The sequence below is a fragment of the Geodermatophilus sp. FMUSA9-8 genome (assembly GCF_037034165.1).
Classification (GTDB): domain Bacteria; phylum Actinomycetota; class Actinomycetes; order Mycobacteriales; family Geodermatophilaceae; genus Geodermatophilus; species Geodermatophilus nigrescens.
Map to the genome: position 1 here is coordinate 34,763 of NZ_JBAGKE010000014.1, position 13,115 is coordinate 47,877.

Genomic DNA, 13,115 nt, shown 5'->3' on the forward strand with positions numbered 1-13,115 from the left:
GCGACGGGCCGGTGCCCGCTCAGGTGGCCGGGCTCGGGTCGGTCCGCTCCTCCGCCGGGGCGGCCTGCACGTCGCGGATCCGGTACTTCTCGACCGCCTCGCGGACCGTCGAGCGCTCGACCAGCCCGCGGTCGGCCAGCGCGCCCAGCGTCCGGACGACGATCGACTCGGCGTCGACGTGGAAGTGCCGCCGCAGCGCCGGGCGGGTGTCGGACAGGCCGAACCCGTCGGTGCCCAGCGTCGCCATGCCGCCCGGGACGAACGGGGCGATCAGGTCGGGCACCGCGCGCATCCAGTCCGACACCGCCACGACCGGGCCCTCGGCCTCCTGCAGCCGCTGGGTCACGTAGGGCACCTGCGGGTCGTCCTCGGGGTGCAGGAAGTTGTGCTCGGTGACCGCGTCGGCCTGCCGGCGCAGCTCGTTCCACGACGTCACCGACCACACGTCGGCCGACACGCCCCAGTCCTCGCGCAGCAGCTCCTGCGCCCGCAGCGCCCACGGCACCGCGACACCCGACGCCAGCACCTGCGCCTTGGGCCCCTCGCCGGAGCCGGGGGCGTAGAGGTACATGCCGGCGAGCAGGCCCTGCACGTCCAGGCCCTCGGGCTCGGCCGGCTGCTGGAACGGCTCGTTGTAGACCGTCAGGTAGTACATGACGTCCGGGCTGCGGTGCCCGCCCAGCGGCGCGCCCGGGTCCTCGCCGTACATGCGGGCCAGCGCGTCCTTGACGATGTGGCCGACCTCGTAGGAGAAGGCCGGGTCGTAGGACACGACGGCGGGGTTGGTCTGCGCCAGCAGCAGCGAGTGGCCGTCCTCGTGCTGCAGGCCCTCGCCGTTGAGCGTCGTCCGCCCGGCGGTGGCGCCGAGGACGAAGCCGCGGGTCATCTGGTCGGCGGCCGCCCAGAACGAGTCGCCGGTCCGCTGGAACCCGAACATCGAGTAGAAGATGTAGATCGGGATCATCGGCTCGCCGTGCGTGGCGTACGACGTGCCGACCGCGGTGAACGACGCCGTCGACCCGGCCTCGTTGATGCCCTCGTGCAGGATCACGCCCTGCTCGGACTCCTTGTAGGCCAGCATCAGCTCGCGGTCGACCGAGGTGTAGCGCTGGCCGGCCGGGTTGTAGATCTTCTGCGACGGGAAGAGGCTGTCCATCCCGAAGGTGCGGGCCTCGTCCGGGATGATCGGCACGAAGCGCGGGCCGAGCTCCTTGTCCTTGAGCAGCTCCTTGAGCAGGCGGACGAACGCCATCGTCGTCGCCACCTCCTGCTTGCCGGAGCCGCGGCGCAGGACGTCGAGGGCCTTGTCGTCGGGCGCCTTGAGCGTCTTGAACTCCGAGCGCCGCCGCGGCACCGCCCCGCCCAGGGCCCGCCGCCGCTCGAGCATGTACTGCATCTCGTCGGAGTCGGGCGCCGGCTTGTAGTAGGGCGGCAGCGTCTTGTCGAGCTGCTCGTCGGGGATGGGCAGGTAGAGCCGGTCGCGGAAGGCGGCGAGGTCCTCGGCGGTCAGCTTCTTCATCTGGTGGGTGGAGTTGCGGCCCTCGAAGTGGCTGCCGAGGGTCCAGCCCTTGATCGTCTTGGCGAGGATGACCGTGGGCTGGCCCTTGTGCTCCACGGCCGCCTTGAACGCCGCGTACACCTTGCGGTAGTCGTGGCCGCCGCGGGAGAGGTCCCAGACCTCCTTGTCGCTCATGCCCTCGACGAGCTTGCGCGTGCGCGGGTCACGGCCGAAGAAGTGCTCGCGGACGAACGCGCCGTCCTCGGCCTTGTAGGTCTGGTAGTCGCCGTCGGGCGTCTGGTTCATGAGGTTGACCAGGGCGCCGTCGCGGTCGGCGGCCAGCAGGGCGTCCCACTCGCGGCCCCACACCACCTTGATCACGTTCCAGCCGGCGCCGCGGAAGAACGACTCCAGCTCCTGGATGACCTTGCCGTTGCCGCGCACCGGGCCGTCGAGCCGCTGCAGGTTGCAGTTGACGACGAAGGTGAGGTTGTCCAGCTCCTCGCGGGCGGCCAGGCCGATGAGACCGAGCGACTCGGGCTCGTCCATCTCGCCGTCGCCGAGGAACGCCCACACGTGCTGGTCGGAGGTGTCCTTGACGCCGCGGGAGTGCAGGTAGCGGTTGAACCGCGCCTGGTAGATCGCGTTCATCGGGCCGAGGCCCATGGACACGGTCGGGAACTCCCAGAAGTCCGGCATCAGCCGCGGGTGCGGGTAGCTCGACAGCCCGCCGCCGGGGTGGCTGACCTCCTGGCGGAAGCCGTCGAGCTGGTCCTCGGACAGCCGGCCCTCGAGGTAGGCGCGGGCGTAGATGCCGGGGGAGGCATGGCCCTGGAACCAGATCTGGTCGCCGCCGCCGGGGTGGTCCTTGCCGCGGAAGAAGTGGTTGAAGCCGACCTCGTAGAGGCTGGCGGAGGAGGCGTAGGAGGAGATGTGCCCGCCGACGCCGATGCCCGGCCGCTGCGCGCGGTGCACCATGATCGCGGCGTTCCACCGGATGTAGGCGCGGATGCGCCGCTCGACGTGCTCGTCGCCGGGGAAGTAGGGCTCCCGCTCGGGCGGGATCGTGTTGATGTAGTCGGTGCTGCGGAGGGCCGGGACGCCGACCTGCTGCTCACGGCTGCGCTGCAGCATCTTGAGCATGAGGTAGCGGGCGCGCCCGCGGCCTGCGTGCTCGACGACGCTGTCGAGCGACTCCACCCACTCCTGGGTCTCGTCGGGATCGGTGTCGACCAGCTGGCTGGGCAGTCCGTCGGTGATGACCGCGCGTGGCTGGCCGGCGTCGCGGGTGGGGTCCCCACCCTGCTGCGGTGCGCTCATGGGTCCATCGTCTCGCGCCGGGCGTCCCCGCGTCACGTAGAGGTCCCGAGTCGGCCACGTCGGCGCCGCGGACGGGGTCCGCGCGACGGCTTGCGCCTGACCAGGCATGCCCTACGCTCCTGCCCACGTGCACCGACGCCGTCGGGAACGCGCGTCCGGGTCCGAGAGGGGTGACATGACCAGGCTGCGGGTGACATCCCCGCCGGTCGTGTCCGCCGTGGGCCTGCACACCCCCCACGCACGCGCGCTGCGCGGTCGCGTGCCCGCCGGTCGGCGACCGGACACCATCGGACCTTCGGAGGAACAGCAGGGATGAGCGTCGACTCGGGCAGCGCCAGCATGGCGGCCCGGCTGGGCATCAAGCCGGGCATGGTCGTGCAGGAGCTCGGCTGGGACGAGGACGCCGACGACGACCTGCGGGACTCGATCGTCGAGGCCTCGGGCAGCGACATGGTCGACGAGGACACCGACGAGGTCGCCGACGTCGTCCTCCTCTGGTGGCGCGAGGACGACGGCGACCTGTTCGACGCCCTCACCGACGCCCTGACCTCGCTGGCCGACGAGGGCGTCGTCTGGCTGCTGGTGCCCAAGTCCGGGCGGCCCGGCCACGTCGAGCCCGGCGACGTCACCGAGGTGGCACCCACCGCGGGCCTGTCGCAGACCAGCAGCATCTCCGCGGCCAAGGACTGGTCGGGCATCCGGCTGGTCACCCCGAAGGCCGCCCGCTCCCGCCGCTAGGACGAAGGACCCCCTCGCTCCCCACCGCTCGCACGCTCGCGGCGGGCCCCTGCGAGGCGGCCGGTTCCAGCACGTCACCATGGGGGCATGACCCTCTCCGTCGGCGACGCCGCGCCCGAGTTCAGCCTGCCCGACCAGGACCGCCAGGTCGTCTCCCTCGCGGGCCTGCGGGGCCGGCCGGTCCTCGTCGTCTTCTACCCGTTCGCCTTCTCCGGCATCTGCACCGGCGAGCTCTGCCAGCTGCGCGACGAGCTGACCACCTACACCGACGCCGGCGTGCAGGTCGTGGCCGTCAGCACCGACCCGGTGTTCAGCCTCAAGGCGTTCAAGGCCCAGGAGGGCTTCGACTTCCCGCTGCTGTCGGACTTCTGGCCGCACGGGGCCACCGCCCAGGCTTACGGGGTGTTCAACGACAAGGCCGGCATGGCGCTGCGCGGGACGTTCCTCGTCGACGCCGAGGGGAAGATCGCCTTCGCCGAGGTCAACTCGCCCGGCGACGCCCGCGAGCAGTCCGGCTGGAAGGACGCCGTCGCGGCGCTGGCCGCCTGAGCGGGATCCCCGTCCGGGGCCTCTACCCTGGTCGGGCGGGGCGCGTAGCTCAGCGGGAGAGCTCTCGCCTTACAAGCGAGCGGTCGCAGGTTCGATCCCTGCCGCGCCCACCCACCCGTCCTCCCGCCGTCGAGCGGTCGCCTGCCGGGGTCCCCGCCGGGCGGAGCCCCCGATCCGTGACCACTCGGCGCGGCGGCGAGCCGGCCGGTGGGGCCGCTCCCGGCGTCAGGCCGCGGCGGCGGCCGCCCACGAGGGCTCGGGGACGTCGGCGCGCGGGAAGCACGGGCGCAGCGCCAGCGGGGTGCGGAACGGGCGCCACGTCCCCTCGCGCTGGGCCAGCCGGTCGGCCACCGCGTAGATGACCGCCGGGTGGTGGGCCATGCCGAGGTGGCTGGCGTACACGGCGACGTTCTCCGCGGTGGGGGAGAGCCGGTCGAGGCACGCCTGCCACGGCACGATGCCGTCCTGGTGCGAGTAGATCGACGTCGAGGGCACCGGCAGCGGCGTCGACTCGGTCTCCAGCGGCAGCACGCGCCGCTCCACGTGCAGGTGCGAGTAGCGCTCGAAGACCTTGTGCGCGCGGGTCTGGTCGTCGCGCTGCAGGGCGAACGGGCTGCCCAGGGTGATCACCTGGCGCACCGAGTCGGGCGTCTTGCGGGCCAGGTCGCGGGCGAAGATGCCGCCCAGGCTCTGCCCGACGAGGCTGATTGGCCGGCCGTAGCGGTCGCTCAGGTCGGAGATGCGCTGCGCCATGCCCTCGACGCACTCGGCGGTCGGGCCGATGTTGCGGCCCAGCCGCCAGCCGTGCACCCGGTAGCCCAGGCGGCGCAGCGTGCGGCGCAGCGTCACGGTGGACATGTCGTCGGCCATCAGGCCGGGCAGCACGAGCACGGGGTGCCCGTCGCCGGCGGGCAGCCGCGACAGCAGCGGCCGCGCCGCCAGGTAGAGGCCGTAGTCGCCGAACGCGCGGCCCACCTCGGTGAGGTACAGCGGCAGTGCCGGCTGCTCGTACCCGGATCCCGACACGTCGTCCTCCTCGCCTGTGGCAGCGGTGCCACGTGTCCGCTCCGGTACCACTCTCGGCAGCCGGTCACACCTGACTGCCCGATCGCGGGCGATCCGGTGGACCGCAGTGTGTCCCACGCCACACGGACCACAGGGGTCCCGCTGCACGGTCCACCCGGTCGTGCAACCGTCGGGGGAGCGGGCGCGGGCGCGCCGGCGGAGCGGGAGGGACGGCACGTGGAGCAGCCAGCAGGGACCGGCCGGACGATCGACCTCGGCGGGCCGGTGCACGTCGTCGACCACGGCGGGCTCGAGGGCGGCCCCGCCGTCGTGCTGGTGCACGGCCTCGGCGGCTCGCACGGCAACTGGGACCTGTTCGCGCCGCTGCTGACGCCGTCGGCCCGCGTGTGGGCCCTGGACCTGCCGGGCTTCGGCCGCAGCGAGCCCGGTGAGCGGCGGACGACGGTGCAGGCCAACGTGGGCGTCCTGCAGCGCTTCCTGCGCGAGGTGGTGGGGGAGCCGGCGGTGCTGGTCGGCAACTCGATGGGCGGGATGATCTCGCTGTTCACCGCCGCGGCCTCGCCCGACGCCGTCCGCGCGCTGGTGCTGCTCGACCCGGCGCTGCCCGGCGGCCGCCGGAGGCTGGACCCGCTCGTGGCGGCCACCTTCGCGCTGTACGCCGTCCCCGGGGTGGGGGAGCGGTTCCTGCGCCTGCGGCGGGTCCGGTCGACGCCGCTCACCCGCGTGCGCGCGATGCTCGACCTGGTCGGCGTCGACCCCGACGAGCTGCCCGCGCCGGTGGTCGACCGGGCGGTCACCCTGCTCGAGCAGCGCGAGGACGCCGCCGGCATGGACCGGGCGTTCCTCGCAGCGGCGCGCTCGCTGCTGTGGATCCTGCTCGACCCGCGCCGCTACCGGGGCGCGATGGCCCGGGTGACCGCGCCGGTGCTGCTCGTGCACGGTGACCGCGACCGGCTGGTGTCGGTGGACGCCGCGCGGCAGGCGGCGCGGGAGAACCCCGGCTGGCGCTACGAGGAGCTGGCCGGGGTCGGGCACGTGCCGCAGCTGCAGGTGCCCGACCGCCTGGCCGGCCTCGTCCTCTCCTGGCTCGGCGACGTCGCCGTCAGCGGCTCCGCAGCTCGGTCTTGAGCACCTTCCCGCTCGGGCCCTTGGGCAGCTCGTCGACCACGGTGACGTCGCGCGGGTACTTGTAGGCCGCCAGCCGCTCCTTGCAGAACGCGATGACGTCGGCGGGCTCGGCCGTCGCGCCGGGCCGCAGGCTGACGAACGCGACGACCTCCTCGCCGAGCCGCTCGTCGGGCCGGCCGATGACGGCGGCCTCGCGGATCGCGGGGTGCTCGTGCAGGACCTCCTCGATCTCGCGCGGGTAGACGTTGAAGCCGCCGCGGATGACCAGGTCCTTCTTGCGGTCGACGATGTAGAAGAAGCCGTCGTCGTCCTGGTAGCCGAGGTCGCCGGTGTGGAACCAGCCGCCCCGCATGGCCTCGGCGGTGGCGTCGGGCCGGCCGAGGTAGCCCTTCATGACGTTGTGGCCGCGCAGCACGATCTCCCCGACGTGCTCGGGGCCCCGCGGCAGCTCGGCGTCCTGGCCGTCGACGACGCGCACCTCGCAGCCCCACAGCCGCTTGCCGATCGACATGACGCGGCGCTCCTCGGCGCTGCGGTTGAAGGTGGCGATGGCGGCGGTCTCCGACAGGCCGTAGCCCTCGAGGATCGTCGCGGGGTAGGCGGCCTCGAAGCCCTTGATCACCTCGCCGGGGATCGAGGCGCCGCCGGAGACGCAGATCCGCAGCGCGGAGACGTCGCGGCCGGTGAGGTCGGCGTGCATCAGCGCCACGAACATCGTGGGCACGCCGCAGAACACCGTCACCCGGTGCTGCTCCATCGCGTCGAGGACCGCGCCGACGTCGAAGCGCGGCACCAGCACCAGCGTGGCCGCCGAGCGGACGGCGCAGTTCATCACGCTGGACAGGCCGAAGACGTGGAACAGCGGCAGCACGGCCATGCTGACGTCGTCCTCGCGGTAGGCGAAGGTCTCCGCCGCCACCGACGCGGCCATGTAGGCCTGGAAGTGGGTGAGCTCGGCGCCCTTGGGCCGCCCGGTCGTGCCGCTGGTGTAGATGATCACCGCGGTGTCCTCGGGGGACATCTGCTCGACCTCGGCCGGGTCGCCGCCCGCGCCGGCGGCGACGAGCTCGTCGAACGGCGTCGTGTCGGGGGGTGCGGCGGCCTGCCCGGCGGACACCACCCAGACCGGGACGCCGCCGGCCTCGGCCGCGCCCTTGACCGCCTCGTCGGCGAAGGCGTCGAAGGTGACGAGCGCCTTGGCCCCGCTGTCGGACAGGTGGTAGGCGACCTCGGGCGCCTTGAGCAGCGGGTTGAGCGGGACGAGGGTCATCCCGGCCTTGAGCGCGCCGAAGTAGGTGAGGACGAACTGCGGCACGTTGGGCAGCTGCAGCGCGACCGAGTCGCCGCGCCGCAGCCCGGCCGCGCGCAGCCCCGCGGCCACCTGCCCGGAGAGGACGTCGACCTGCCGGTAGGTGAGCGTCGTCGGGCCGATGAGCAGCATCGGCTTGTCCGGCGAGGCGAGGGCCGACTCGCGGAGGATGGTGGCGAGGTTGAAGCTCATGGCCGCTCCTGCCCTGTGACGTGGGTGACACCCGGTCCAGTACCGCCCCGGCGGCGTTCCACACCTCGCGGCGTCAGCCCCGGCCCAGGGCCACCACCTCGTCGAGGCCCGCCTGCAGGTCGGCGACCAGGCCCGCCGGGTCGGTGACGGCGGCCGCGTCGAGGTTCATGCCGATGCAGCACTGGGTCTCGTGCGACAGCAGCGTGATCATCGCCGCGCAGCCCGGCAGCGGGCCGAACGGGAACATCCGGGTGATCCGCGAGCCGGCGATGTACACGGGGTGCGCGACGCCGGGCACGTTGGAGATCTGGACGTCGTTGGCGCTGGTCAACCGCCCCGACACCGCCCCGATCACCGGCGCGGGCAGCCAGCTGAGCGTGGGCGCGAGCAGGTCGTTGAGCACGCCGGAGCCGCTGTCGCCGCGCACCGAGAGGACGAACTCCCGGATCGCCCGGACGCGGGCGGCCGGGTCGGCCTCCTCCAGCGGGGCGGGGAAGCGGGCGCCGGTGAACCGGTTGCCGCCCTCGGGCGCGTCCTGCGAGCGCAGGCTGATCGGGATGCCGACGGTCAGCGTGCCCAGCGGCGCGCCGTGCCGCTGGTGGTAGCGGCGGAACCCGCCGACCATCGCGGCGAGGAAGCCGTCGTTGAGCGACCCGCCGGCCGCCTTCGCGCCCGCCTTGAGGTCGGCCAGCGGCACCTCGAGCACCTCCAGGTGCCAGCCGCCGCCGCGCGGGGCGAGCAGGTCCGAGCCCGGTCCCGGCGGCTGCAGCGTGCGCGACGCCGAGCGGGCCGAGCCCAGCGCGGAGGTGACGACCTCCCACGGCCGGGCGCCGGTGGTCAGCGCCTCGACGCCGCGGCGCAGCACCGCGAGCGGCGCCGAGCGGGCGGTGCCGACCAGCTGCTCGGTGAGCAGGCCGGTGCGGGACACGCCGTCGCCGGGCAGCGGCACCGGCGGCTCGGGCCGCACGGGGTCGTGCTCGGCGGTGCGGCTGTGCAGCTTCCCCATGAGCTGCACGGCGCCGAGGCCGTCGGTGGTGCTGTGGTGGGTCTTGACGACGTAGCCGGCCCGCCCGTCGGCCAGCCCCTCGACGTACAGCACCTGCCACAGCGGCCGGTCGCGGTCCAGCGGCGCGGACACGAACTCCCCGACGACGTCGAGCAGCTGCCGCATCGAGCCCGGCTCCTCCAGCCGCACCCGGTGCACGTGCGCGTCGAGGTCGAGCTCGTCGACGGTCACCCAGCGCGGCGTGCCGATGCCCAGCGCCGGCTCGACGACGCGCTGGCGCATCCGCGGCACCATCCGCGAGGCCCACTCGTGCGCGGCGCGCAGCCGCTCCCAGTCCGGCGCCGGGTCCAGCAGCTCGAGGAGGGCGACGTTGGCGCGCAGCCGAGGGTCGGCCACCTCCGCGCGCCACATCGCCGTCTCCAGCGGGTTCATCTCCGGCGCGCTGCCCCAGTCCAGCGGGGTGGCGGGCACGGCCGCGGGCTGCCCGGCGGTGGGCTCCTCGCTGACCACCGGGCGCTCGGCGCGGCCGCCCCAGTCGGCGAGCGTGCGCACGTACAGGTCGTGCACCTCGGCCACCCGGTCGCCGATCTCCTCGGCCGTCCAGCCCTCGGTGGGGATCGGGGGCAGCACCCGCACCTGGACGACGCCGGGGGAGACCGTGGTGGCCCCGCGCCACATCAGCTCGCCGGTGTTGCGCAGCACGATCGGCACGATCGGGACGCCGGCCTGCATGGCGACGTGGAAGGCGCCCTTCTTGAACGGGCCGAGCGTCGGGGTGACCGACCGTGTCCCCTCGGGCGCGATGACCAGCGAGATGCCGTCGCGCAGGCGCTGCACCGCGGGCTCGAGCGCCCTGCGGGCCTGCCCGGAGTCGGCGCGGTCGACGAAGGCGACGTCGGCGAGGCGGAAGGCCAGGCCGAAGCCGGGGGTGTGGGCCAGCTCCTTCTTCGCGACGGCGGTGAACCCGCCGCGCAGCATCTTGGCGAGCACCAGGACGTCGAGCTGGCTCTGGTGGTTGAACAGGAACACCGCCGGCCGGGTGGCCAGGTGCTCGGCGCCCTGCACGTCGACCCGGACGCCGGCGATCGCGCTGCCGAGCTCGCCCGCCAGGGTGATGCCGAGGTCGACCGCCTCCCGCCGGGAGCCGCCCAGCGCGCCCACCGCGACGCCGGTGGCGAACCCGCCCAGCATGCCGCCGATCCCCGCCACGGTGCGGGCGAGGTCGACCGGCGAGGTGCTCCCGCGGCGCCGGAAGCGGGCCACCGGCCACGAGTAGTGCCGTGCGGCGGCGACGAGCCCGCGTCCGGGGTTGAGCGCGCGGGCCCGCCCGACGGTGCGCAGGAAGGGCACGTCCTCGTCGCCGTTGGAGTACGCGTAGCTCTGCAGCAGGTCGATGCCGTGCTCCTCGGCGAAGGCGCGCACGGCGGCGGCCTTGCCCTTGCGCCACAGCAGCGGCCCGCCGGGCCGGCCGGTGCACACGCCGTCGACGATCTCGACGGGGGAGACGAGCACGTGCTCGACGCCGAGCGCGCGGGCGGCTGGCTCCACCTGGAAGCGGGTGGCCGAGGAGGCCAGGACGACGGTGTGCCCGGCGTTGAGGTGCGCGGTGACCAGCCGCCACGCCTCCGGGTACAGCGAGCCGGCGATGCCCTGCACGAACAGCCGCTCGCCGAGCTCGAGCAGCTCGTCCTCGCTGCGCCCGGCCCACGCCCGCATGCCGGCCACGGTGAACCGCTCGAAGTCCTCCTCGGTGGTGACGCCGCGCAGGCCGTTGAGCAGCAGTTCGCCCAACGAGTTCGGCGTCACCTCCAGCGAGCGCAGGTGGTGGCGGGCGAAGGCCGCGAGCGAGTAGCCGTCGATGACGGTGCCGTCGAAGTCGAAGAACGCGCCGATCCGCGGGCCCGGCGGGGCGGACTCCACGTCCGCGACCAGCTGTTCCTCGGTCCACACGTTCGTCCGGGCCATGGCCGCGGCCTGCGCGCCCAGCCCGCCGGCCGGCGTCGTCCCGCCGTCGGTCACGGCTCCACCCCCACGTTCTCGCGCCGCGCCGCGGCGTCCAACTCGTCGATCACTCCTACTCGGCTCACGACGTCCCGGACTTGAGCGGCCCACTCCTGGCGGCGGCGGGCCAGCTCCTCGCGGCCGGGGTCGACGAGGTCGAGGTTGGCGGCCAGCTGAAGCGCGCTGGCGAACAGCTCGCGGGAGAGCGACTCCGGCCCGTGCAGCCGGCCCTGCAGCAGCATCTGCTGACCCACGCCGCTGCACTCGGCGAGGAAGTCGGCCTGCACCACGGGGGTGCGCGGGTCGCGGGCGGCCAGCCGCTCGGCGACGACGAGCTGCGCGTCGACGAACGAGCGCAGCACCCGGTGGGCGAGCAGCAGGGGGGCGCCGCAGAGCACCTCGCGGCCGTCGGCGGTCTCCCAGTGCGGATTGAGCCGCTCGAGCTCGGCGGTCAGCCGCTCCCGGTAGGCCTCCCGCTCGGGGAAGAAGAACTCGAACTCCAGCAGCTTGCGCAGCCGGCCCGCCTCCTCCCAGCGGTCGACCGGGTCGCGCAGCATGACCAGCTCGGCGATCGCCCGGTCGACGACGTGGTGGATGGCGCTGTTGCGGTAGAAGGCGGCCACCAGGTGCTGGCCGCGCTCGATGGCGTAGACCGGCTCCTCGCCGCCCTCGTAGACGGTGACGACGCCCTGCTGCGCCAGCGCGCCGAGCACGTGGCGCACGCCGCGCGGGGTGTGCAGCGCGGCGCCGGAGTGCGGCCGGCCGGTCGCGGTGAGATAGGCCAGCAGCGGCTCGAGCACCCGCTGCACCTGCGCGAGGGTGAGCGCCCGGTCGCGGACGCCGAGCAGCGCCAGGGTGACCAGCGCGGTCGCCGTCGCCGGGGTGACGGCGTTGATGCCGACGGCGACCTGGAAGGCCACCTTCTGCAGAGTGAGCCGGCGGGCGTCGGGGTCGGCCGGGTCGGCGCCGCCGCGCAGCGCCGCGGCCAGGGAGATCGGCTCGGCGAACCCGACGTGCACCGTGCCCAGCGGGGTGCGCACCTGCTCGCGGATGTAGGACGCCATCCACGACAGGCCCTCGCCGCGCTTGGCCGCGTCGCCCTGCTCGGCGGCCATGCCGGTGACCTCGCGCAGCTGGTCGTAGGTGATCGAGACGGGGACGACGTAGGCGTCCTCCACCCGGCCCCGCTCGACGGCGTCGGCGACGAAGCGCAGCAGCCCGTGGCGGGGCGGGCGCAGCTTGCCGGTGCGCGACCGGCCGCCCTCCATGTACCACTCGAGGTTGAACCGCTTGGCCAGCAGGAAGGCGAAGTACTCGCGGACGGCGAGCTTGTAGACCTGGTCGTCGCCGAAGCTGCGGCGGATGAAGACCAGCCCGGCGCGCTTGGCGATCGGGCCGACCGGCCAGAAGCGCAGGTTGTCCCCGCCGAGGACGTGGTTGCGCGGGAAGTCGTGGGCGGCGAGCACGTCGGCGAGCACGAGCGGGTCGACGTAGGAGCGGTGGCTGGGGAGGAACACCAGCGGGTGCCGGCGGTTGAGCTCGCGCAGGTCGTCGAGGCGGGCGGTGTCGGCCTGCACGTCCCAGGCGCGGGCGTGCACCGGCCGCAGCAGCCCGGTGAACAGCTCGACGGCGACCGGGTCCATCGCCGCGACCAGCCCGCGCAGGTCCTCGACCGCCTCGGCGGTGACCTCCTCCTCGGGGCGCTCCAGCCGGTCGGCCAGCGCGGCCACCTCGGCGCGGAACTCCGGGCTGTACTGGATCGCCTCGGCGACGTGCCGCGGCACCTTGGCGCGGTCGCCGACCACCAGCCGCTCGGCGCGGTCGAGCGCGAGCGCGGCCTGGTGGGCGATGAAGGCGGCGACGTCGCCGGTGCCGTCCCAGCGCTCGCGCAGCTCGGCCACGGTGGCGGGCTCGGCGACGACGACCCGCGCCCGGTCGGGGTCGCGGCGCAGCGCGGCGGCCTGCAGCGCCGCGGGCGGGCGGCGCAGCAGCGAGGGCCGGGCGTCGTGCAGCCGGCGGCGGGTGCCCGCGCGGCGGCCGGGCGCGGCGGGGCGCCGGCCGGACCAGGCGACGCGCACCGCCGTCACCACGGTGTCGGGGGAGGCGTCGGCGAGCGGGCCGGCCAGCGCCTCGCCGTGCAGCGGCAGCACGGTGGCGCGCCCGGGGTCGGCGGGCAGGGCGTCGGCCACCAGCCGGCGCTCCACCTCGCTGCCCACGTCGGTCAGCACGATCAGCGGGACGTCGGTGTCCAGCGGCGGGGTCATGCGCACCTCTCTCCGGGGCTCACCCGGGATCGCTCGTTGCTGCACGCTTCGTGTCGACGGCCGGCGGCAGCTCGCTCACGCCCG

At 74.3% G+C, this 13,115-nt stretch carries 8 protein-coding genes and 1 tRNA gene; 4 read left to right on the top strand and 5 right to left on the bottom strand.

Features of this window, described 5'->3' with window-relative positions; genetic code table 11:
- Nucleotides 1-19: 19 nt before the first annotated feature.
- A complete protein-coding gene (aceE, locus tag WA616_RS23160) occupies nt 20-2,818 on the bottom strand; it encodes a pyruvate dehydrogenase (acetyl-transferring), homodimeric type (protein ID WP_442902021.1) in 2,799 nt (932 codons plus the stop codon).
- A gap of 312 nt (nt 2,819-3,130) precedes the next feature.
- Between aceE and WA616_RS23165 the strand changes: the two genes are divergently transcribed.
- The 3 genes from WA616_RS23165 (at nt 3,131) to WA616_RS23175 (ending at nt 4,215) form a co-directional block, all read left to right on the top strand.
- Nucleotides 3,131-3,556: a DUF3052 domain-containing protein gene (locus WA616_RS23165; protein WP_073419341.1), complete on the top strand. Its 426-nt coding sequence runs from the start codon at nt 3,131-3,133 to the stop codon at nt 3,554-3,556.
- 87 nt (nt 3,557-3,643) lie between these two features.
- Nucleotides 3,644-4,105: a peroxiredoxin gene (locus WA616_RS23170; protein WP_336033572.1), complete on the top strand. Its 462-nt coding sequence runs from the start codon at nt 3,644-3,646 to the stop codon at nt 4,103-4,105.
- Nucleotides 4,106-4,143: 38 nt separating this feature from the next.
- Nucleotides 4,144-4,215, top strand: a tRNA-Val gene (locus tag WA616_RS23175).
- A 115-nt stretch (nt 4,216-4,330) separates the two neighbouring features.
- Here the strand turns inward: WA616_RS23175 and WA616_RS23180 are convergent.
- Complete coding sequence (locus WA616_RS23180; protein ID WP_336033573.1) at nt 4,331-5,131, bottom strand: esterase/lipase family protein; 801 nt, start codon at nt 5,129-5,131, stop codon at nt 4,331-4,333.
- Between the two features lie 216 nt (nt 5,132-5,347).
- Here WA616_RS23180 and WA616_RS23185 point away from each other — a divergent pair, with 216 nt between their 5' ends.
- Nucleotides 5,348-6,259: an alpha/beta fold hydrolase gene (locus tag WA616_RS23185; protein ID WP_073419343.1), complete on the top strand. Its 912-nt coding sequence runs from the start codon at nt 5,348-5,350 to the stop codon at nt 6,257-6,259.
- Here the strand turns inward: WA616_RS23185 and WA616_RS23190 are convergent.
- The 3 genes from WA616_RS23190 to WA616_RS23200 form a co-directional block, all read right to left on the bottom strand.
- The gene (locus WA616_RS23190) at nt 6,234-7,760 is read right to left on the bottom strand and encodes a long-chain-fatty-acid--CoA ligase (RefSeq protein ID WP_336033575.1); all 1,527 of its coding nucleotides are present in this window, start codon (nt 7,758-7,760) and stop codon (nt 6,234-6,236) included. The genes WA616_RS23185 and WA616_RS23190 overlap by 26 nt on opposite strands.
- 73 nt (nt 7,761-7,833) lie before the next feature.
- Nucleotides 7,834-10,785, bottom strand: a complete 2,952-nt coding sequence (locus WA616_RS23195; protein ID WP_336033576.1) for an HAD-IB family hydrolase — start codon at nt 10,783-10,785, stop codon at nt 7,834-7,836.
- Nucleotides 10,782-13,031: a glycerol-3-phosphate 1-O-acyltransferase gene (locus WA616_RS23200; protein WP_336033577.1), complete on the bottom strand. Its 2,250-nt coding sequence runs from the start codon at nt 13,029-13,031 to the stop codon at nt 10,782-10,784. The genes WA616_RS23195 and WA616_RS23200 overlap by 4 nt, the downstream gene beginning before the upstream one ends.
- Nucleotides 13,032-13,115: the final 84 nt, after the last annotated feature.